Here is an 18318-nt window from a genome sequence, read left to right as displayed (position 1 = left end):
GCCGATGGAACAAACGAACCGGCCGACAGTAGTTTGATCTCTCACAGCAAAGGAAAGGCAGGATCCCATGTCCCTGATCATCTGGCTGGTCGTCGGCGGTATTCTCGGATGGCTCGCGAGCATTGTGATGCGCACCGACGCACAACAGGGGATTTTCCTCAACATCGTCGTCGGCATCGTTGGCGCGTTCCTCGCAGGCCTCGTCGTCAGCGGCGGATCCATCAACAATTCGGGATTCGATGCGCGCTCGCTGATCGCATCGTTCATCGGTGCCGTCGTGCTGCTCGGCATCGTCAACCTCGTCCGTCGCGGCTCGGTCAGATAGGACATGGCGCGCCCTCTCGAGGACCTGACGGGGGGCTGTGCCTGCGGATCGATCCGCTACCGGCTGAAGTCACTCCCGTTTGATGCCGGCTATTGTCACTGCCGCATCTGCCAGTTGTCGAGCGGCGCACCGGTCATGGCCTTCGCCACGGTTCCTCGCGATGATCTCGTCATGCTGGGCCACGAACCGGTCAGGCGCGCTTCGTCGGATCTCGGCGAGAGGTGGTTCTGCGGCGACTGCGGAACCCCCATCGCCATGCGTGTCGGGCATCAGCCCGATACGACCGACTTCACCATCGCGACGCTCGACGATCCGGAGCGCGTCGCTCCCGGATTCCACATCTGGACGCGGAGCCGGATCGGCTGGTTCGAGACCGACGACGCGCTGGAACGGCACGAAAGATTCCGGCCGGAAACCGTCGGCCTGGATGATCGCATCGCCGCGGAAGCCGAGCATCACGGCCGGAAGGCGAAGGCGAGCGGTGCCGAAGAATCAGCTGGGCGCGGCTCGCATCAAGAACGCGCCCTGCCGCTTCCCGGGGACGCTCGAACCGATGACCCGGGCGACGCCGAACGCCGGATCGCACTCGGGGAGATCAAGAAGAGCGACATCAACCCGCTCGCGCCGCCCGTCAATATTGGCGCCGGAAGCTCAAAGATCAGAGCCGGATCTTTAAAAAAGTCCGGGAGCCGCGGTCGCTGACAATTCCGTCAAGCTCGCTGGGCCCAGGCGTTGGTCGACATCGCGGAGATGGGAGATGCCGGCACGCGGCACGTGGCTTGCGCACACTCAGCTTACCCGCACAGCGCTTACCTGATCCCCAGCGCGCAGCGATTGGCCGATCGTGCCATGGGCATGTTCCCCCAGGACGAGATCGAATGGGGCGGCGATCGGATACCCAGTCCGCAAGCGGGAACATCGCGAGGCGAAGCGATGTTCAAAGAGCAGAGGGAGAGGTCTCGAATGCCGCGTTTTTTCTTCATATCCATAGCGGAAATGGATTGACCAGGGACGAGGAAGGCATGGACGCCAGTGATCAGGCCGCGGCGTGCGCGGTCGCGCTGGACAGCATCCGTTCGATCGTCTCGGCGGAAGCACGCGACGGCTTGATCGATCTGGGCGGTCGCGTCGAGATCGAGGATGATATCGGCAATCTCCTGACCGAGATCGTCTTTATCGACGCGTTTGACGTGAAGATCGCGGCGCGGCGCTCATAGCGCTGGCCGTCCCTGGTTCGCGACAGCGTTTTCGGAACTGCCCAGGCACGTGCAGGTCGGGTTGAAGGTTCGCGCGTCGACCGCGTGCGCGCCGGCGTATCGATCCGGTCAGACCGCCATCCGGGCCCCCGCCGCAGGGCGGCGGGATCAACGGATCCAGCGACGCCCCCTGGCACTCACATCTTGTCCTGCGGGCGATCCAACCCGCCGCTCTGGCTGCTGCCTTCGTAATCTTCCGGCGAAACCCGGGACTGGTTGCGGATCGCCGAGCGCGTCGGCTCGACCTCGGCAGGATCGTCGACGATTCATCATCAGGTGCGCGATTGCCGCGACTGTCCTCGGATTGAGGCAGGGGACGGCGTTCGCCGCCCCCATCCTGGCGGCGTACCGGTTTAGGCTCACCGCTGTCGCGCGACATGCTGGTTTCAGGCTCGCTCATGCGCTGCCTCCGGGCGCCTTGTCCGGCTTGTGGGACGATCCCGCCGGCGAAGGCCCGCCACCACCCACCGGATCGTCGTCATAGTCCTCGCCGGGATTGCCGCCACCGGCACCGACACCGCTGCCGTGGACGGTGCCGTCCTTGTCGATACGCCGCCGCTTGCCGCGCTCGCTTTCAACCGTGTCCATGTTCATCTCCTTGGATCATGCGCTCAGGCGATCTTGAAGCCTTCCTTGTTCATCGCCAGCGTCACATGCTTGTTGCCGGCTTCACCAAGTGCCGCGTGCAGGGCGGGGAAGAGCTGATCCTCCTCCTCGCGGACATGTTTTTCCAGATCGGCGCGGAACGCGCGGACCTTGTCCATCCAGGCCGGGCTACCCTTGTCGAGTTCGGTCAGTTCGAACAGATATTGCTTCACATAGCCGTGATCGCGGTTGAGCCCGTCCGCCGCTTCGGCCTGGCCATGCCGGCGCATCGCCGGATAGACGACATTTTCTTCCTGGAACGCGTGCTTGCTCAGCGCATGCTTGAGTTGCATCAACAGCATGCCGCGCCTGCGGACATGGCTGCGCTCCGTCTTTTCCAGCGCGTCGAAGATGGCGATCGTCGCGCGGTGTTCCGCCTTCAATCCTTCCATCCAGTCGCCTGCCGCCGCCGTCGCGCCCTGCACGATCGCCTTGCGTCCCAGGTTGGCGGCCAACCCGGCAGCGACACCGATCGCCGCCGCGCCGATGAATGCGCCAGTGCTCTTGTTATTGCCGTCGCTGCCCGTCGATTTCCTCGTCTTCGCTGCCGTCGCCATGATCTGTCCCTCTTCATGGTTTCTCCCCCGCGCCGTCGGGCAACGCGTGCGCCGCGGCGAAGGTTGCGGAAATCGCGCAAGCGCAACAACGGGAACCCGGGGCATGCCCGCTGCTTTCTCCCGGCAGACAGAGGAGCTTCGATCATGACATCGGAACGCGACGCCCATACCGAACAACCATCGCTCGACGGCCGCAACGCCATCGTAACCGGGGGCACCACCGGCATCGGGCGGGCCATCGCGGTGCTGCTCGCCAGCAAGGGCGCGCGTGTCTTCATCTGCGGGCGGAACGCCGATCATCTGGAGGATGCGCTCGCCCGTATCCGCGAGGTCGGCGACGGCGACGGCCTCGCGATCGACCTGGCGGAGGCGGAGGGTGTCGAGCGTTTCTTCGCCGCTGCCGATGCATGGCTGGGCGTGCCGGACATCGCCGTCATCAACGCCGCCATTCCCGCCGAGGCGCTGGCAGATACGAAGGAGGACGATACGCGCTACCAGATCGAGACCGATTTCACATCCTATCTGATCACGACGCAAAAGGCGGCCGAACGGATGGAGGCCGGCAGCGATATCGTGCTGATCGGTTCGATGTCCGCCGTGTCGCGCAAGGGCGGATCATCGATCTATGTCGCAGCCAAATCGGGCATCCAGGGTTTCGCCAAGTCGCTGCGCGAGGAACTGGCGGAGCGCGACATCAAGGTCGGGCTCATCGAACCCGGCTTCACCGGCGCCGATTTCCAGTATCCGGATTTCCCGCCCGACAAGCAGGTGGAACTGATCAACGCGCACAAGATGCTGCGCGCCGAGGATATCGCGGTCGCCACGCACTATATGCTGACGCAGCCACGGCGGACGGCGGTCTCGCTGATGCGCGTCGAAACCCGGCTGGAGCATCCATGAGCCGCCATGACGTCGACCGGCTCGTCCTTGTGCCCGACGATATCGATCTGGCGCGTTCGCCGCTTGCCGGCCATCTCGATGCAGAAACCTATGTGCTCGGCGCGTTCAATCCCGCGCTTACCGTGCTGCCCGGCGGCAACCTGCTAATGATGGTGCGGATCGCGGAAGCGCTGCGCGAGCCGATCCGCGACGGCCATGTCCACGCCATAAGATGGGATGCGGGTGTATATCACCTCGACGCGTGGCCATTGGAAAACGCCGACACCGCCGATCCGCGCAAGTTCAGTATTCCGGGCGGCGGCTGGAACGTGATGGCGCTCACATCGCTGTCATGGCTGCTGCCCGTCGAACTGACGCCGGACGGGCTCGAGGTGATCGCGGTCCATTACGACCGCGCGATCGCGCCCGGCCACAGCGTGCAATGCTATGGCGTGGAGGATGCGCGGATCAGCCGCATCGGCGGCCGCTATTTCATGACCACATGCTCCGTCAGCCCAGAACGCCATTCGACCACGCTCTACACATCGGACGACGCCATCGACTGGCGGTTCGAAGGAATCGTGCTCGATCACCAGAACAAGGACATGCTGATCTTCGAAGGACTGATCGACGACCGATACTGGGCGCAGACCCGCCCGCTCGGCGCGCTCTATTTTGCCTATCCGCCGGGCAGCGAATGGCGCGCGGGCCCGTCGATCAACCTGGCGACTTCACCCGATGCGCTGCACTGGAAACCGCATCTTTCGCCAGGCATCCGCCCGCACGCCGGCACCGTCGCCACCGCGCGCATGGGCGGCGGCGCACCGCCGATCCTGACACCGGATGGCTGGCTGACATTGTGGCACGGCGTCGAGCCGAAGGAGATCGTCGGCATCTATCGCACCTATTGGTCGCTGCTCGACCGCGAAGATCCGACACGCATCCTTCGCACCGATCACAAGCCGCTGCTTGAGCCCCACCCCGCGCTCACCGCGCCGATCGAGCATCAGCTCTATGTGCGCGATGTGGTGTTCACCACCGGCGTTGCCGATGGCGGCGATCATTATATCGTGGCGTCGGGCGAAGCCGATCTAGCGTGCCGCATCACGCATATCCCCAAAAGCACCTTCCGACCCAACTGAACGGATCAGCGCAGCGTCAGCAGTTCCGCAGGCCGCAACGGCAGGCGCAGCTGGTCCAGTGTGCATTGGCGCGGCGCCTTGTCCGGCCGCCAGCGCAGCAATTTCGTGCCATGACGAAACCGGCCTGCCGTCACCTGATCATAGACAACTTCGACAACCAGTTCGGGTTTGAGCGGCTCCCATGCTGCTTCGCGTCCATCGTTCCAGCGGCTCGGGCCACCGGGCGCCCTGCCCGTGAAGCCCGGCGGCGCGACCAGCGCATCCAGCCGGGCGGTCAGTGCCGGCTTGTCGCGCGCGGCGACAGACGAGGTGAAGCCGACATGGTCGAGCATGCCGGCATCGTCGTACAGGCCAAGCAGCAGGGATGCGACGAGCGGGCCATCGCGCTCGCGCCGGAAACCGCCGACGACGCAATCGACGGTGCGGCGCTGCTTGACCTTGATCATGGCGCGCTCGCCCGGCCGGTAGATATCGTCGCGGGCCTTGGCGACGACGCCATCGAGCGCACCGCCGCTGCGCGCGAGCCACGCGCGCGCCCGTTCCACCTCCTCGGTCCTGGGCGAAAGCAGCAAGGCCGGCCCGCCCTCCATCGCATGAAAATGCTCCAGCGCAGCGCGGCGGCGGGTCAGCGGCTGGTCGATCAGGATATCGCCATCGGCCGCCAGGCAGTCGAAAAGCATCAGGTGCGCCGGCGTCTCGACCGATAAACGCGCGATCCGGCTCGGAGCGGGATGCAGCCGCGCCTGTAGCGAATCGAACGACAAAGCGCCGTCGCGTGTGAGGATGATTTCTCCGTCCACCGCATAATCGCGGATGCGGACGGCGGCGAGCAGGGCGACGATCTCAGGGAAATATCGATCGAGCGGCTTGCCCGACTTGGACATCAGCGTGATCTCGCCGCCCGGCCGCCGCGCGGCGATGGCACGGAAGCCATCCCATTTGGGTTCGAACTGCCACCCCGATTCCTCGGGCAGGCCCGCGGCCAGCTTCGCTTCCATCGGTGGCGTGTCCGCCAAAGAATGCCGCAGGGCGCTGGTCATCATGAAGCCGCGTCCAGGGTCAGCCCTCGGCTCATCGGGGCGTGCGGCTCAAACCGGAACGTGCACGCGCCTGCTCGGCCCTGCCCCTTTTTTCCTGGGCATCGCCCTCAACCACGATATCGGGGCGACTGGCGACCTCCCCGATGAACCGCTTCGCCTTTCCGACGGCTTCATCGACAGCGCCCGACGCGTGCCTCCTGATCTCAGCCATATTTGGTCTCCAATCATACTTCCAGCTGGAAGGAGGCCGCGAATCCAGTGGCCCGGTCTCCGTTATTTGTCGGCGCTTCCGGGTTCGGCCATCTTGCGATGCTGCTCAGCAAGCACGGCCGCGGGCGAAACATGCGCGGCCGCAGCCTGGACCTTGTTCTTCCAGCCCGATACGATATGCGCCTTGCCCGCCATCAGCGCGTCCCAGCCAGCCTTGGCGACCTTGGCGGGATCGTCCTTCTCCTCCGCTCCGACCTTGGTGTCGAGCATGTCGGCACGATCGAAGAATTCTGTCTCGGTCGGCCCGGGCATCAACGTGGTGATGGTGATGCCGTCACTGTCCTTCAGTTCGTTGCGGATCGCATCGGCGAAGCTGTCCACGAAGGCCTTGGTCCCGTTGTAGACAGCATTGAAGCTGCCCGGCATGAAGCCCGCGATCGAACCGGTGATCAGCACCTTGCCCGCGTTGCGCGCCACCATCGGCTTCAGCACCTTCTGAAGCAGATAGACTGTGCCAGTGATGTTGGTGTCGATGACGCGGCGCCAGTCCGCCACCTGCTGCTCCAGAAATCCATGCCCAAGGCCGCGCCCGGCATTGGCGCAGAGAAGGTCGATCCGGCGGTCGCCCGTGGCTTCCAGCAGGCGGTCGACGCCATCGGTCGTCGCAAGATCAGCTTCCACCGCGCGCACGGTGATGCCCGGCCGCTCGAAATCACGCGCCGCAGCCTCGATCAACGGCTCGTCGGCGACGACGATCAGGTCATATCCGGCATCGGCCGCCAGTTCGGCCAGTTCGAACCCGATCCCCGTGGACGCCCCGGTGATGATCGCAAGTTTGTCCGCCATCTTCTCTCTCCTTCTCAGGCGGCCGGTGCCATGCCGGGCTTCAGCACGATCTTGGTGGCTTCGTCCTGCTTGTCGTGGAACAATTTGTAGCCGTCCGGCCCCTGTTCGAGCGGCATGCGATGGCTGATCAGGAAGGTGGTATCGACCTTCCCTTCGCCGATCGCGGCGTAGAGCGCGGGCATATAATGCTGCACATGCGTCTGGCCGGTCTTGAGCGTCAGCCCCTTTTGCATCAGCGCGCCGAGCGGGAATTTGTCGACAAAGCCTCCATAGACTGCAGGCATGGAGACGCGCCCGCCCTTGCGGCAAGCGATGATCACCTGGCGGATGGCATGGGCGCGATCGGTGCCCATGAAGGTCGAGACCTTGATCTGGTCGAGGATATTGTCCGCGAAGGCGCCATGCGCTTCGAGCCCGACGCAATCGATGCAAGCATCGGGGCCGATCCCGCCCGTCATCTCCATCAGCGCGTCATAGGTCTTGGTCTCGTCGAAATTGATCGTCTCCGCACCGAAGCGCTTCGCCAGATCCAGGCGGTTCGGGAAATGATCGATCGCGATCACGCGCTCAGCCCCCATCAGGAAGGCGCTCTGGACCGCGAACAGGCCGACGGGGCCGCAGCCCCAGACCGCGACGGTGTCGCCCGGCTCGATCCCGGCATTCTCCGCCGCCATCCAGCCCGTCGGCAGGATATCGGTCATGAACAGGACCTTCTCGTCCTCGATGCTGTCATCGGGCACGACGAAGGGGCCGACGTCCGAATAGGGGACGCGGACAAGTTCGGCCTGCCCGCCGGCATAGCCGCCGGTCATGTGACTGTAGCCGAACAGGCCGGCCATCGGGTGACCGTAAAGCTCGCGGGCGAGGTCCTGGTTGTCGGCCGGGTTCGAATTGTCGCACGCCGAATATTGATGCTTGGAGCAATGATAGCAGGCGCCGCAGCTAATCGTGAACGGCACCACGACGCGCTGTCCCTTCCTCAATGTGCTGCCCGGGCCGACATCGACGACCTCGCCCATGAACTCATGGCCCAGGATATCGCCCTTCTTCATCGTCGGAATGTAGCCGTCGTAGAGGTGCAGGTCCGATCCGCAGATCGCGGTGGACGTGACGCGGATGATCGCGTCGCGGGGATTGACGATCTCGGGATCGTCCACATTATCGCAGCGGACGTCATGCTTGCCGTGCCATGTGATCGCGCGCATCGTTCAATCCTCCCTTTCTTTCGCCAGTTCCGCGCGGTTGCGCGCATTGGTGGAGATTTCGCCGGTCTCCATCAGCTGCTTGAAACGGTGCAGGTCGCGGCGCGCCTGCAGGCGGGGCTCGCGCTGGAACAGCTTGGCGACGACACGGCTGACCAGCCCGGCCGGGGGATCATAGGCGATGACGGCACGGACGATCGTGCCCCGGGTTCCGGCATCGATGAACTCGACCTTGCCGCTATTGTCGACGTCCGCGCCCTCGGCGGATTGCCAGGTCAGCGAACGGCCCGGCTGTTCATCGGTGATCACCGATTCCCACTCGACGCTTTTCCCCGCCGGCGCCTTGACGCGCCAGCGTGACCGATGCTCATCGATCGGCTCGACCAGCTCGATATTCTCCATGAAGCTGGAGAGATTGGCGACATCGCGCCAAAAATCGTAGAGCTCGGCCGCCGGCCGCGCGATCGTGACCGCCTCGGCCAGCAGCGCGCGGTCGCCGGTCCTGGTCTTGGATGCGGTGATCGGCGCGTCGTCACGCGGCCGATCGGTCTCGAGCGTGTCGGACATCGGGCAACTCCTGTGGCAAAGATGATCGCCACCCAACCGCGCCCTCACATGCGAAGTTCCTGAAATTTCACCTGCGTTATCAAGTCGCGCAAACATCGACATATTTTGTGCGCCGCAGCACAAACGGAAACACCGGCCCGTATCGCGGATTGGGTCGCCAAACATCCATGCGGGCGGAATGATGATCGCATATCTTGGAAGACGCCTCGCGCGCACCCGCGATGGGCGCATCACCGTCCGCTATTTGAGCAAGGCGGAAGGCGACGCGGTGTGGAAGCGTGGCGTGCTGCTCTCGATCGATCCCCAAGGCGTCTGCTTCGCCACACAGGAGGAGGGCGACCAGATCGCGGAATGCCTCCCCTGGGGATCGATCGGCGCGATCCGCGTCATTCCAGTCGGGCGCGATGACGGCAAATACGAGGAAACGCCTCAAGGATAGCACCCAGTCCTCGAACGGTCTCACGGGTGTGGAAGCGCCGGCCGGCGATTGAGCCGGACTCACGCCCAACGAGGCCTTACATGGCCTGGACGCAAACTCTCGGAAACTCTGCCCCCCGGCCGCTCCAGCGGCAGCCAACCGTTCGTAGCCGGCTATTCAGCCCGCCTGCCGAAAGCATGCCTTCATGAGTTCAGGACCTTGGCACCTATCTGCCCCCAGCAATGTCGATGAACGCTCCCGTCGTATAGCCCGCCTCCGCGCTCAGCAACCAGAGGATGGCGCCCGCCACCTCGTCGGCATTGCCGGCGCGGCCGAGCGGGGTCAGGGCGCCGAGCTCATGCGCCCGATCCGGCCGCCCCCCACTTGCATGGATGTCCGTCGCGATGAGACCCGGCCTCACAGCGTTCACGCGGATCCCGGCGGGACCGACTTCCTTGGACAGTCCAATCGTCAACGCATCGAGCGCGCCCTTGGAGGCCGCATAGTCGACATATTCGGACGGTGATCCCAGCCTGGCCGCGATCGAGGACACGAATATGATCGAGCCCCCCTTCCCGCCGGTGTCCCGGCTCATCCGACGCACCGCTTCGCGTGCGCAGAGCAGAGCGCCGAAGCTGTTGACCATCAGCATAGTGCGGATGCGCTCCGCACTCATCTGCGCCAAGGGCATTGACGGCGCCACGATGCCTGCATTGACAACCACCGCGTCGATGTCACCGAGCTCGGCTGTCGCCGTGTCGAAGATCGACAGGACGGCCGCCTCCTCCGCCACGTCACCGGGGAGCGTCACGGCCCGGGCGCCCAGACGTTCCACCTCGCTTGCGGTATCGCGCGCCGCCGTCGCGTTCGACGCATAATTTATGCCAACCGACCAGCCTCGCGACGCCGCCAATACAGCGGTGGCGCGACCAATTCCCCGCGCGCCGCCGGTTATGATCATGTTCGGCATGGCGGCCATTCTTCGCAATTGATGGAACCGGGTCAAGCCGGCGCTGACGCGCCCGCGCCGCTCCGGGCGACAGCGCCGCGCTGGAGGCCCGTTCCGGCACGGCCTCGTGGATCCGCGTCGTGGCGCGAAACAGACCGGCGGTCGCTCGCAAAAAAACCCCGACGCCACGAAGCGCCGGGGGCTCAGGGGCCGAGCGACCGATCTCCGGAGGCCGACCTGTCCGCAAAGGGCATCTAATCCCGGGACAGACAGCGTTGCGCGGCGAGCGCATTGCTCTTGTCGATGAGCCCGCGCGTCTGCTCGCGCCGGGCCTGCAGCCTTGTTTTCGCCGCGAAGGCTGCAAGCCTGGCGCGCTTCGCACGCACCCAGGCCTGGACGGCACGAACTCGCAGGGCATCGGCTTTGTCGCTTGCCATGCGGGAACCATGCTGCCTGACGGCGGAATTTTCAAAAACATGGGTTAGTTCGCATGTCGATCGGCGACAAAAAGCCCTGGCTCACCGCGTGAGCCAGGGCAGGCGCGATCCGCGTGCACACGGATCGTTGGTTGAGGCATCCGAACCTCCAGGCTATCCGGATCTCCGCCGCCGCCTCGGCCATGAAGGAATCGCCCACCGCGATACCCGACCGGGAGGATCAATGCGGCCTGGAGCCAGCTTCAGGTCCCATCAGCCGGATCAGCTTCTCGGTGATGTCCTCCCAGAAATCGAGGCCTCGCTGATCGCGAATTGTCCGAAAATGACGGGCCCGCGCCTCGACAAGGTCTCCGATCCTGTCGCCATGGACTTCCAGCAACCTGACGGCCAATGACCAGCGCTCGAGTTCGGGCGTCATCGCGCGATCCTACCCCTGTCGGCAATCCGTGGGCCTCGGCTTTCGCGCCGCCAGTTTGAGCCAGGTCTCGGCCGCCTGGACATGAATGCGCGCGCGGTTCGGAATCGTCTCGAGCTCGGCCCGCCGCATCGCCTCTCTTGCTCTTCTGATCAGTTCCTCGCGGGTTTCTCGAACGGGTGCTGCAAGACTCATCCCGCCGCCACCCGCGGCTTGATGGTTGCAGCCGCGGCGGCCCGCCGCTCATATTCGGCGGCGAAGCGCCGATGCGCCAGATAGGCGCAGGGGTCGCTCGCGGCCTCGGCGCGCTCACGTTCCTCACGCGCCCGCCTCTCAAAATATCTCATGTCGTCTTGCAACATGCTCGTCTCCATTCCGGCGCCCCCCGGCTATGGCGCGTGCCTTGTATGAGGGATCATGGCGGCGCTCATTCATCTAGGTTAGTTCAGGGCGGCATCCTGGCCCGTTCGCGGCATCCGCCCGTCCTGGACACCCGTCGCCGCTATCCATGGCCGAGCGGGGAAAGGGATATCCGGCCTTCCCGCGACGCCGCCGGCAGATGGTACATGCACATCCAACCGTTCGGATTCCGGTCACGAGGAGAAACGAATGATGATCCCGTGAAACCGGGGCGGGTCATGGGCGTTAACCGCGCTTAGAACGATTGGGGAGCAGCATGATCGCAGGGGACGGCGGAGGAAGGCACTCGATCACGGCGGCCGAATGGCGGCAGATCGTCGACAGCGCGATCGACACCGCAATCATCACCATCGATGTCAAGGGCAGGGTCACGACCTGGAGCGACGGCGCGCGAAGGATACTCGGCTGGGACGAGGCGGACATGCTCGGGCACACGCTCGAGCGGCTCTTCCCCGGCAGTGACGGCGTCGAGGCTCTCGAGACGGAAATGGCGGACGCCCGCGCATCGGGACGCGGCGGCGGGGCCGAGGGATGGCGCGTACGCAAGGACGGCACCCCGTTCTGGGCGACGGGGGAAATGACCCCGATCTATGCGGAGGGGCGGCAGCTGGTGGGCTTCACCAAGATCCTGCGCGATCGCTCCACTCATCGCCAGGCCGAGAATGCGCTGCTGGAAGAACGCCGTGCGCTCGAAATACTCAACCATGCCGGTTCCGCGCTCGCGGCCGAAACCGATCTCCACAAACTCGTCCAGATCGTCACGGACGCCGGCGTCAAGCTCACGGGCGCGGCCTTCGGCGCGTTTTTCTACAATGTCGAGGACGACGCCGGCGAGAGCTACACGCTTTACACGCTCTCGGGAGCGCCGCGGGAGGCGTTCGCCCGATTCCCGATGCCGCGCAACACGGCGATCTTCGCGCCGACCTTCAATGGCGAGGGAATCGTCCGCTCGGACGATATCACGGCGGATCCGAGATACGGTAGGAACGCGCCACACAAGGGCATGCCGGAAGGGCATCTGCCGGTGCGCAGCTATCTCGCGGTCCCGGTGATCTCGCGAGAAGGCGACGTGATCGGCGGGCTCTTCTTCGGTCATGATCAGGTCGGCGTCTTCACCCCCCAATCCGAACGGGGCCTCGCCGGTCTCGCCGCCGAGGCAGCGGTCGCGATCGACAATGTCCGGCTTATGCGGGAGATCGAGCGGGAGCTTTCGCAGCGACAGGCCGCCGAGGCCGAGCTCGCGGCCAGCGAGGGCCGGCTAAGGCTGGCAGCCGATGCGGCCGACATCGGCACCTGGGATTTCGATCCGATGACGGGCGCGTTGCGCTGGGACGCGAAGTGCAAGGCATTGTTCGGTCTTCGTCCCGACAGCGAGATCAGCTACGAAGCCTCCTTCCTCGCAGGCTTGCATGCCGACGATCGGGAACGCGTGGAGGCGGCGATCGCCGCGGCGCTCGAGCCTGGCGGTTCGGGCGGATACCAGATCGAGTATCGCACGGTCGGGCTGCAAGACGGCGTCGAGCGCTGGCTGGCGGCGACCGGTCGAGGCCTGTTCGCCGAGGGCCGCGCCGTGCGCTTCATCGGCACTGCGCTCGATATCACCGCGCGCAAGCACGACGAGGCCCGGCTCCGCGAGCTCAACGATCGGCTGGAGGAGAAGGTCAGTGCGGAGATCGCCCGCCGCAGCGAGGCCGAGGAAGCGCTGCGCCAGGCGCAGAAGATGGAGGCGGTCGGCCAGCTTACTGGCGGCATCGCGCATGATTTCAACAATTTGCTGACGATCGTCACCGGCAACATCGACATGGCCCAGCGCGCGCTGAATGCGGCGGAGATCGAGGACGCGCGTGTACGGCGTTCGCTCGCAAATGCCATGAAAGGCGCCGAGCGCGCCGCGTCGCTCACCCAACGCCTCCTCGCCTTTTCGCGCCGACAGCCTCTTGCGCCCAGGTCCGTCGACGCCGACCGGCTCGTGACCGGCATGTCGGAACTGCTGCAGCGATCGCTGGGAGAGCTGGTGCGCCTCGAAGTCGTGACGTCGCCCGGCTTGTGGCGCGTTGAGGTCGACCCGAACCAGCTCGAGAGTGCGATCCTCAACCTCGCCGTCAATGCGCGCGACGCGATGCCCGAGGGCGGCCAGCTCACGATCGAGACCGCCAATGTCAGGCTGGATGAGGATTATGCCGCCGCGCAGGCCGAGGTTCCGCCGGGTCAATATGTGATGATCGCCGTCACCGATTCGGGAAGCGGCATGCCGCGCGAGGTCGTCCAGCGCGCCTTCGAGCCCTTCTTCACCACCAAGGAGGTGGGGAAGGGAACCGGCCTGGGCCTGTCCATGATCTACGGTTTCGTGAAACAGTCCGGCGGGCACATCAAGATCTATTCCGAGGCGGGTGAAGGCACGACCGTGAAGATCTACCTGCCGCGCTTCTTCAGCGATCTTGCGGAAGAAACCGACGACAGCGCGGAATCCCTGCGCGGGTTCGAGCAGAGCGCCCATCAGGAGACGGTGCTTGTGGTGGAGGATGATGATGACGTGCGGGCCTATACCGTCGAGTGCCTGCGGGAGCTCGGGTATCGCGTCATCGAAGCCCATGACGGCGCATCGGCGCTGCGATTGCTGGAACGCCAGGAGACGCCGGTCGCGCTGCTGTTCACGGATGTCGTGATGCCCGGCCTGAGCGGCCGGGAGCTTGCCGAGGAAGCGAGAAAGCTGCAGCCCGACCTGCGCGTGCTCTATACGTCGGGATACACGCGCAACGCGATCGTCCACGGCGGACGACTCGACCCCGGCGTCGAGATGATCGGCAAGCCCTTCACCTTCGATGCGCTCGCGCGCAAGGTGCGGGACATGGTCGAGACCGTCACAGGCCGGATATTGATCATAGGCGGCGAGGCGATGGTCCGGACACTGATCTCGGAAGCGCTGGAAGCCAAGGGAATGCGGGTCGAGGAAGCGGCGACCGCGAGCGAAGCGCTCGGCAAGGCGCGCGCCGCGCAAGGCCGCTACGAGGCCGTGATTCTCGATGACGAGGCCACCGACCGAGGCACCACGAGCCTGTCGCGCGAACTCAGGGCGCTTTTCGCGGACCTGCCGATCGTGCTCGCCTCGACACGAAGTCCGGAGGAGGTGATGCGGCAATTCGGCGAGGACCGTCACGTCGCCGTGATCGCCAAGCCCTACAAGGTCGAGACGCTCCACGACACGCTCCGCTCCCTCGGCATCGTCAGGACAGATCAGGACGACTAGCCGGTCTGGGCCCGAAGAAATTCGCCACGGTGCGCGCCCGCGCCGCCACGGCGACAAAGCGGGATGCCTCGACCGTCTGTCGCCCAGTTGTCGGGGAACGGACGGGCGGCATCTTCGCTACCATCTAGTCCGGAGGAGCCGCACCATGAACCCTTCGGGAGACAGGCAGGTCCGCCCCCGAGAGAGCCGCGCGCGCAGGCTGGCTGTCGCGCAAACGCTTGGGCATTGCCGTCGGCTCTTGCGGAACGGAAACGCGCGCGGGGCAGGCCCGTTGGAGATTCATGCCGTTATCCGATGCAGCAACCTACCCGATCTGGATAAACCTATTGATCTTCCTCGCGGCGGCGGGGGTAATCTGGTTCGCCGGGGCACGCCTCACGAAAGCGCTCGACCTGATCGGCCACAGGACGAGGCTCGGTCACGTTTATGTCGGCATGCTGCTGCTGGGCGGCATCACCTCGCTGCCTGAACTCGCCAATGTCAGCACGGCTTCGGCGTCCGGCAATCCTTCGCTCGCGATCAACAACCTGCTCGGGTCCGCCGCAATCAACATCGTTCTGCTGGCGACCGCCGACGCCATGGTCGGACGTCGCGCCGTCACCTCGATCGTGGCGCAGCCATCGACGATGATGATGGGGGCGCTCGGAATGATCATCCTCATCCTCATCGCCGGCGCGGTCACCCTCGGCGACATCGCCATCGGTCCGCTCGGTCTCGGCAGCCTGATAATCGGACTGGCGAGCCTCGCCTTCTTCTGGATCGCGAGCGGGCACGACGAGCGATCGCCGTGGTCGGTCGACGATGACCCGGACCGCGCGGAGAGCAAGGTGCACCAGCCGGATTCCGAGTCCTCGATGACCGCTCTCTGGATGCGCGTGCTCTTTCATGGCCTGCTGCTTTTCGCGGCGGGATACGCGCTTTCGCAGGTCGGCGACGGGCTGGCGCGGCAACTGGGGCTGACGAGCGCCATCGTGGGTTTCGCACTGATCGGGACCGCGACGTCGCTTCCGGAACTGGTGACGGTGCTGGTCGCGCTCAAGCTCAAACGACCTGAAATGGCGTTCGGCCAGGTGCTGGGCACCAACTTCATCAACCTTGCGCTCCTGCCCCTGAGTGACCTGATCTTCGCGGGGGAACCCGTCATCAACACGCTCGGTGCTTTCGAGACCTTGTCGGCGTTGCTCGGTGCGCTCCTCATCGGGATCTTCATGGTCGGGCTTCTCGAGCGACGGGACCAGACCATCTTCAGGATGGGCATCGATTCCGCAGCTGTATTCGCGGTCTTCGCGCTCGGCGTGGCGGGTCTCAGCAGGATTCCGGCACCGGTCACGGAGAGTTCGGACCAGCGCGCGGCCGAACGGTGAGCCTGCCGGTCCCTCGCCTGGCGACGCATTTCGCCGGCCTGCGGCGCGATCGGCCAAGCGCCCTGTGCGCGACCTGAGCGTAAGCCTGTCACCTCCTCACGGCGACCGCCTCAGCGACGATTGCGAAAGCCCTCACTGATGCGCGGCCTGCGCTCAAATTTCTCGAGATATTCGCGCATGATGCTCAAGGCCTTTTCGCTGAGCGAGATCAGGGTCCGCCGCGCGTCACGACGGTCGCCCTCGCGCCGGAGCAGTCCTCTGGCAAGCAACTGCTTGACCCAGCGCTGCGCGGTCGAGAGCGGAACGCCCGCCGCGAGCGAGGCATCGGAAAGGCAAATCGGACGCCGGTGTTCCTGCGCGATGTAGACTTCGAGAAGAATATCCCAGGCCGGTTCGCCGAACAGATCACGGTGCGTATCGAAGACCCGCGCGCGATCCTGCCTCGCGTGGTAGATCTCGATCGCCCGGCGAAGAAGCGGATCCCGTTCATCCACAGCTTTGCGTGTCTCTCCCATGCCACGATCACCCCTTGTCCGGAGCATTCCCGCTGATCAAGGCTAGCATGCGGCCACGACATTGCAACGCCATTGCAGGGCCCGACTCCTTGTCCATGGCGGCACGGTGATCGTGCTCTCGGCTTTCTTCAAAGCGGAAGTCCGATGGCAGCGGCGGCAAGCCGGCCCGCGCCCCCGCCCCCGCGCCGCCAGGAGCGCCCCGCGCGCGAGGGCAGCGGATCGTGGCTCATACCCGCCTGCATCCCGCCACGACCACTCCGCATGAGCAAGGTACAGGGCCGAGCTTCGGCGGCGTCCGGTGTTGCGAAGGAGGGACCCGAACCGGCCGCCATCCTCATGTCGGAGCGAACGTTGCGCGGCTTGCGAACGCAGCCCGCCACGTTCAATCGACCCGGTCCAGCGTGCCGGCGACACGGTATAGCAGCCGCTCCAGTTCGGCGTCAGCCCGGCTTTCCTCATCGTGCGACCGCTGAAGCGCCTGTGCGTCGCTTTCACGCAAGAGCGCTTCCGCAACCGCGATGGCGGTTTCGTAGCTGACGCGTTCGGCCTGCTTGGCTTTCCGGATTGCTCCAATCAACGCGATATCGAGAAGCGGCCCGGCGGCGATCGTTTTCGTGTCGCGTCCCGCATCGTCAAGAATGGCGCGAAGCCAGATATTGGGTGCCCCGCATGGCTCGCCGTCCAGCCGCCCCGCGATCGCGGCAAGGCGACCGGCCTGGGCCCGGCTACGGGCCTGATCGGCGTCGAGACAGTCTCGCAACACTGCGTCGCTGACGTGATCCCGCAGTGCGGGGAGCCGCTCCACCATAGCCTTTTCGCCGTCATGAAGATCCTGCACCGCGGTCAGCAGCAGGGCCTTCGCGCTCGATGCTTCACTCATCGTGCTCACTCCTCGACGATCATGGGTGCGATCCTGTACCCGGCCATGACGGCCGGCCGGCTCCCCGGCAGGTCAGGCACAGCTTAAGGGCGTTGGCCGTCCGGGAAACGCGCAATCGCCGCCTTGGCGGGCGCGCGTCGGACCTTGCGGATAGACAGCGCCTTTCATGGTGCGAGGTCACATCGGGACGCGGCATCATCGGTCATCCGTCGCTCGCGCCGCGCGAACGGGCAGGTCCATTCAGCACCGACCGCGCGTCCCGAATATTGCCGGGCCTCCGAGATCGTGCCGTGCCGTGCGAGCATGGGATTGGGCGTACCCGCCAACTTCACATCGCGCTCGATGATGGTCTCGCGCATCTTCTCGTAGATGCCCGACAACCGCAACGTCTCGAACTGGTCATGCAGGTTGAAGATGATGGCGGGACGCGCGAAGCGGCGTGCCGGGCGGCTCGCGCGTGGGTGCAGACCGACGACGAAGAACGCTTCCCCGCCGAAACTCAGCGAGAAATGCGGATCATCGGGATCATCGCTGACCCGCGGATCCGGTCGTTGACCCAGCCAGTCGTCCTTGTCGGTCAGCGACTGGATGCGGTCCCAGAGCACGCTCTCGAACCCCGCCTCGTCCAGCCGGGCATCCTCCTCGAACAACACGGCCAGCGACTGGAACAGCCGGGGCTCGCTGCGGTAGCTGGAAGCGAGATCCAGCAGATTCGGATAGATGCGCAGGTCGTCCCAGGCGGACCGCATGTCCCGCCCGACCACGACCCGCATCTGTCCCTTGCCCAGCGCGGACTTCGCGCCGACGCAGGGAAACGCCGGATCCCTAATGAACGCGAAGAACTGCTGTGCAAGCGGATGGCTGCTGTCATCGACCGGTGTGAGCATGCCGCCGAAACCGACAAGGCGGGAGCAAAGTTTCGTCGATTGATCGATGTTATAACGATTTGTATTCAGGCTCTTTTATCGCACCGCAAGCCGGTGCTGCCGGGAACTTTCGGGATG

Annotated in this window: 21 protein-coding genes; 8 read left to right on the top strand and 13 right to left on the bottom strand. The window is 65.1% G+C overall.

Annotated elements, in window-relative coordinates; all coding sequences use genetic code 11:
- Positions 1-67 precede the first annotated feature (67 nt).
- The 3 genes from ACODTA_RS19000 to ACODTA_RS18990 all read left to right on the top strand — a co-directional run bounded on the left by ACODTA_RS19000 (position 68) and on the right by ACODTA_RS18990 (position 1542).
- Positions 68-325, top strand: coding sequence for a GlsB/YeaQ/YmgE family stress response membrane protein (locus ACODTA_RS19000; RefSeq protein WP_489067553.1), 258 nt, complete (start codon positions 68-70; stop codon positions 323-325).
- Positions 326-328: 3 nt separating this feature from the next.
- Entirely contained in the window at positions 329-1027 is a 699-nt protein-coding gene (locus tag ACODTA_RS18995) for a GFA family protein (RefSeq protein WP_489067552.1), read from the top strand.
- 176 nt (positions 1028-1203) lie between these two features.
- Complete coding sequence (locus tag ACODTA_RS18990) at positions 1204-1542, top strand: DUF6894 family protein (RefSeq protein WP_489067551.1); 339 nt, start codon at positions 1204-1206, stop codon at positions 1540-1542.
- 435 nt (positions 1543-1977) lie between these two features.
- Here the strand turns inward: ACODTA_RS18990 and ACODTA_RS18985 are convergent, their stop codons facing one another.
- Positions 1978-2169: a hypothetical protein gene (locus tag ACODTA_RS18985; protein ID WP_489067550.1), complete on the bottom strand. Its 192-nt coding sequence runs from the start codon at positions 2167-2169 to the stop codon at positions 1978-1980.
- 23 nt (positions 2170-2192) lie between these two features.
- Positions 2193-2783 carry a hemerythrin domain-containing protein gene (locus ACODTA_RS18980; RefSeq protein ID WP_489067549.1) on the bottom strand — a complete coding sequence of 197 codons (591 nt, stop codon included), beginning with the start codon at positions 2781-2783 and terminating at the stop codon, positions 2193-2195.
- Positions 2784-2927: 144 nt separating this feature from the next.
- Between ACODTA_RS18980 and ACODTA_RS18975 the strand changes: the two genes are divergently transcribed.
- A complete protein-coding gene (locus tag ACODTA_RS18975; protein ID WP_489067548.1) occupies positions 2928-3683 on the top strand; it encodes an SDR family oxidoreductase in 756 nt (251 codons plus the stop codon).
- On the top strand, positions 3680-4804 hold the full coding sequence (locus ACODTA_RS18970) for a glycoside hydrolase family 130 protein (RefSeq protein WP_489067547.1): 1125 nt from the start codon (positions 3680-3682) through the stop codon (positions 4802-4804). Before ACODTA_RS18975 ends, ACODTA_RS18970 begins: the two co-directional genes overlap by 4 nt.
- Before the next feature lie 5 nt (positions 4805-4809).
- Here the strand turns inward: ACODTA_RS18970 and ACODTA_RS18965 are convergent, their stop codons facing one another.
- The 4 genes from ACODTA_RS18965 to ACODTA_RS18950 all read right to left on the bottom strand — a co-directional run bounded on the left by ACODTA_RS18965 (position 4810) and on the right by ACODTA_RS18950 (position 8669).
- On the bottom strand, positions 4810-5844 hold the full coding sequence (locus tag ACODTA_RS18965) for an ATP-dependent DNA ligase (protein ID WP_489067546.1): 1035 nt from the start codon (positions 5842-5844) through the stop codon (positions 4810-4812).
- Positions 5845-6117: 273 nt separating this feature from the next.
- Complete coding sequence (locus ACODTA_RS18960; RefSeq protein WP_489067545.1) at positions 6118-6900, bottom strand: SDR family NAD(P)-dependent oxidoreductase; 783 nt, start codon at positions 6898-6900, stop codon at positions 6118-6120.
- A gap of 14 nt (positions 6901-6914) precedes the next feature.
- Positions 6915-8105 (bottom strand): zinc-dependent alcohol dehydrogenase, encoded by a 1191-nt coding sequence (locus tag ACODTA_RS18955; protein ID WP_489067544.1) that lies wholly within the window; start codon positions 8103-8105, stop codon positions 6915-6917.
- A gap of 3 nt (positions 8106-8108) precedes the next feature.
- Positions 8109-8669 carry an SRPBCC family protein gene (locus ACODTA_RS18950; protein WP_489067543.1) on the bottom strand — a complete coding sequence of 187 codons (561 nt, stop codon included), beginning with the start codon at positions 8667-8669 and terminating at the stop codon, positions 8109-8111.
- A gap of 178 nt (positions 8670-8847) precedes the next feature.
- Between ACODTA_RS18950 and ACODTA_RS18945 the strand changes: the two genes are divergently transcribed.
- Positions 8848-9108, top strand: a complete 261-nt coding sequence (locus ACODTA_RS18945) for a hypothetical protein (protein WP_489067542.1) — start codon at positions 8848-8850, stop codon at positions 9106-9108.
- Positions 9109-9313: 205 nt separating this feature from the next.
- Here ACODTA_RS18945 and ACODTA_RS18940 read toward each other — a convergent pair whose 3' ends face one another.
- The 4 genes from ACODTA_RS18940 to ACODTA_RS18925 form a co-directional block, all read right to left on the bottom strand.
- On the bottom strand, positions 9314-10066 hold the full coding sequence (locus ACODTA_RS18940; protein ID WP_489067541.1) for an SDR family oxidoreductase: 753 nt from the start codon (positions 10064-10066) through the stop codon (positions 9314-9316).
- 224 nt (positions 10067-10290) lie between these two features.
- A complete protein-coding gene (locus ACODTA_RS18935; RefSeq protein WP_489067540.1) occupies positions 10291-10473 on the bottom strand; it encodes a hypothetical protein in 183 nt (60 codons plus the stop codon).
- Between the two features lie 220 nt (positions 10474-10693).
- Entirely contained in the window at positions 10694-10891 is a 198-nt protein-coding gene (locus ACODTA_RS18930; RefSeq protein WP_489067539.1) for a hypothetical protein, read from the bottom strand.
- Positions 10892-11079: 188 nt separating this feature from the next.
- The gene (locus ACODTA_RS18925) at positions 11080-11235 is read right to left on the bottom strand and encodes a hypothetical protein (RefSeq protein WP_489067538.1); all 156 of its coding nucleotides are present in this window, start codon (positions 11233-11235) and stop codon (positions 11080-11082) included.
- A gap of 329 nt (positions 11236-11564) precedes the next feature.
- Between ACODTA_RS18925 and ACODTA_RS18920 the strand changes: the two genes are divergently transcribed.
- Positions 11565-14555, top strand: a complete 2991-nt coding sequence (locus ACODTA_RS18920; protein WP_489067537.1) for a response regulator — start codon at positions 11565-11567, stop codon at positions 14553-14555.
- A 326-nt stretch (positions 14556-14881) separates the two neighbouring features.
- Positions 14882-15919 (top strand): sodium:calcium antiporter, encoded by a 1038-nt coding sequence (locus ACODTA_RS18915; RefSeq protein ID WP_489067536.1) that lies wholly within the window; start codon positions 14882-14884, stop codon positions 15917-15919.
- Between the two features lie 110 nt (positions 15920-16029).
- On the opposite strand, the gene ACODTA_RS18910 is transcribed toward ACODTA_RS18915, so the two are convergent.
- The 3 genes from ACODTA_RS18910 to gntA all read right to left on the bottom strand — a co-directional run bounded on the left by ACODTA_RS18910 (position 16030) and on the right by gntA (position 18201).
- Positions 16030-16434, bottom strand: coding sequence for a hypothetical protein (locus ACODTA_RS18910; protein WP_489067535.1), 405 nt, complete (start codon positions 16432-16434; stop codon positions 16030-16032).
- A 382-nt stretch (positions 16435-16816) separates the two neighbouring features.
- The gene (locus ACODTA_RS18905; protein ID WP_489067534.1) at positions 16817-17314 is read right to left on the bottom strand and encodes a YciE/YciF ferroxidase family protein; all 498 of its coding nucleotides are present in this window, start codon (positions 17312-17314) and stop codon (positions 16817-16819) included.
- A 164-nt stretch (positions 17315-17478) separates the two neighbouring features.
- Positions 17479-18201 (bottom strand): guanitoxin biosynthesis heme-dependent pre-guanitoxin N-hydroxylase GntA, encoded by a 723-nt coding sequence (gntA, locus tag ACODTA_RS18900; RefSeq protein ID WP_489067533.1) that lies wholly within the window; start codon positions 18199-18201, stop codon positions 17479-17481.
- Positions 18202-18318 lie beyond the last annotated feature (117 nt).

Source organism: Sphingomonas sp. FG14 (assembly GCF_057809675.1).
The sequence above is the reverse complement of the archived record's forward strand: the minus strand, read 5'-3'. Positions and strand labels throughout refer to the sequence as shown.

Bases quoted from the DNA above. Each gene is read 5' to 3' on its own strand.
- ACODTA_RS19000 (WP_489067553.1), top strand. From the start codon at position 68: ATGTCCCTGATCATCTGGCTGGTCGTCGGCGGTATTCTCGGATGGCTC.
- ACODTA_RS18995 (WP_489067552.1), top strand. From the start codon at position 329: ATGGCGCGCCCTCTCGAGGACCTGACGGGGGGCTGTGCCTGCGGATCG.
- ACODTA_RS18990 (WP_489067551.1), top strand. From the start codon at position 1,204: ATGGGGCGGCGATCGGATACCCAGTCCGCAAGCGGGAACATCGCGAGG.
- ACODTA_RS18985 (WP_489067550.1), bottom strand. From the start codon at position 2,169: ATGGACACGGTTGAAAGCGAGCGCGGCAAGCGGCGGCGTATCGACAAG.
- ACODTA_RS18980 (WP_489067549.1), bottom strand. From the start codon at position 2,783: ATGGCGACGGCAGCGAAGACGAGGAAATCGACGGGCAGCGACGGCAAT.
- ACODTA_RS18975 (WP_489067548.1), top strand. From the start codon at position 2,928: ATGACATCGGAACGCGACGCCCATACCGAACAACCATCGCTCGACGGC.
- ACODTA_RS18970 (WP_489067547.1), top strand. From the start codon at position 3,680: ATGAGCCGCCATGACGTCGACCGGCTCGTCCTTGTGCCCGACGATATC.
- ACODTA_RS18965 (WP_489067546.1), bottom strand. From the start codon at position 5,844: ATGACCAGCGCCCTGCGGCATTCTTTGGCGGACACGCCACCGATGGAA.
- ACODTA_RS18960 (WP_489067545.1), bottom strand. From the start codon at position 6,900: ATGGCGGACAAACTTGCGATCATCACCGGGGCGTCCACGGGGATCGGG.
- ACODTA_RS18955 (WP_489067544.1), bottom strand. From the start codon at position 8,105: ATGCGCGCGATCACATGGCACGGCAAGCATGACGTCCGCTGCGATAAT.
- ACODTA_RS18950 (WP_489067543.1), bottom strand. From the start codon at position 8,669: ATGTCCGACACGCTCGAGACCGATCGGCCGCGTGACGACGCGCCGATC.
- ACODTA_RS18945 (WP_489067542.1), top strand. From the start codon at position 8,848: ATGATGATCGCATATCTTGGAAGACGCCTCGCGCGCACCCGCGATGGG.
- ACODTA_RS18940 (WP_489067541.1), bottom strand. From the start codon at position 10,066: ATGGCCGCCATGCCGAACATGATCATAACCGGCGGCGCGCGGGGAATT.
- ACODTA_RS18935 (WP_489067540.1), bottom strand. From the start codon at position 10,473: ATGGCAAGCGACAAAGCCGATGCCCTGCGAGTTCGTGCCGTCCAGGCC.
- ACODTA_RS18930 (WP_489067539.1), bottom strand. From the start codon at position 10,891: ATGACGCCCGAACTCGAGCGCTGGTCATTGGCCGTCAGGTTGCTGGAA.
- ACODTA_RS18925 (WP_489067538.1), bottom strand. From the start codon at position 11,235: ATGAGATATTTTGAGAGGCGGGCGCGTGAGGAACGTGAGCGCGCCGAG.
- ACODTA_RS18920 (WP_489067537.1), top strand. From the start codon at position 11,565: ATGATCGCAGGGGACGGCGGAGGAAGGCACTCGATCACGGCGGCCGAA.
- ACODTA_RS18910 (WP_489067535.1), bottom strand. From the start codon at position 16,434: ATGGGAGAGACACGCAAAGCTGTGGATGAACGGGATCCGCTTCTTCGC.
- ACODTA_RS18905 (WP_489067534.1), bottom strand. From the start codon at position 17,314: ATGAGTGAAGCATCGAGCGCGAAGGCCCTGCTGCTGACCGCGGTGCAG.
- gntA (WP_489067533.1), bottom strand. From the start codon at position 18,201: ATGCTCACACCGGTCGATGACAGCAGCCATCCGCTTGCACAGCAGTTC.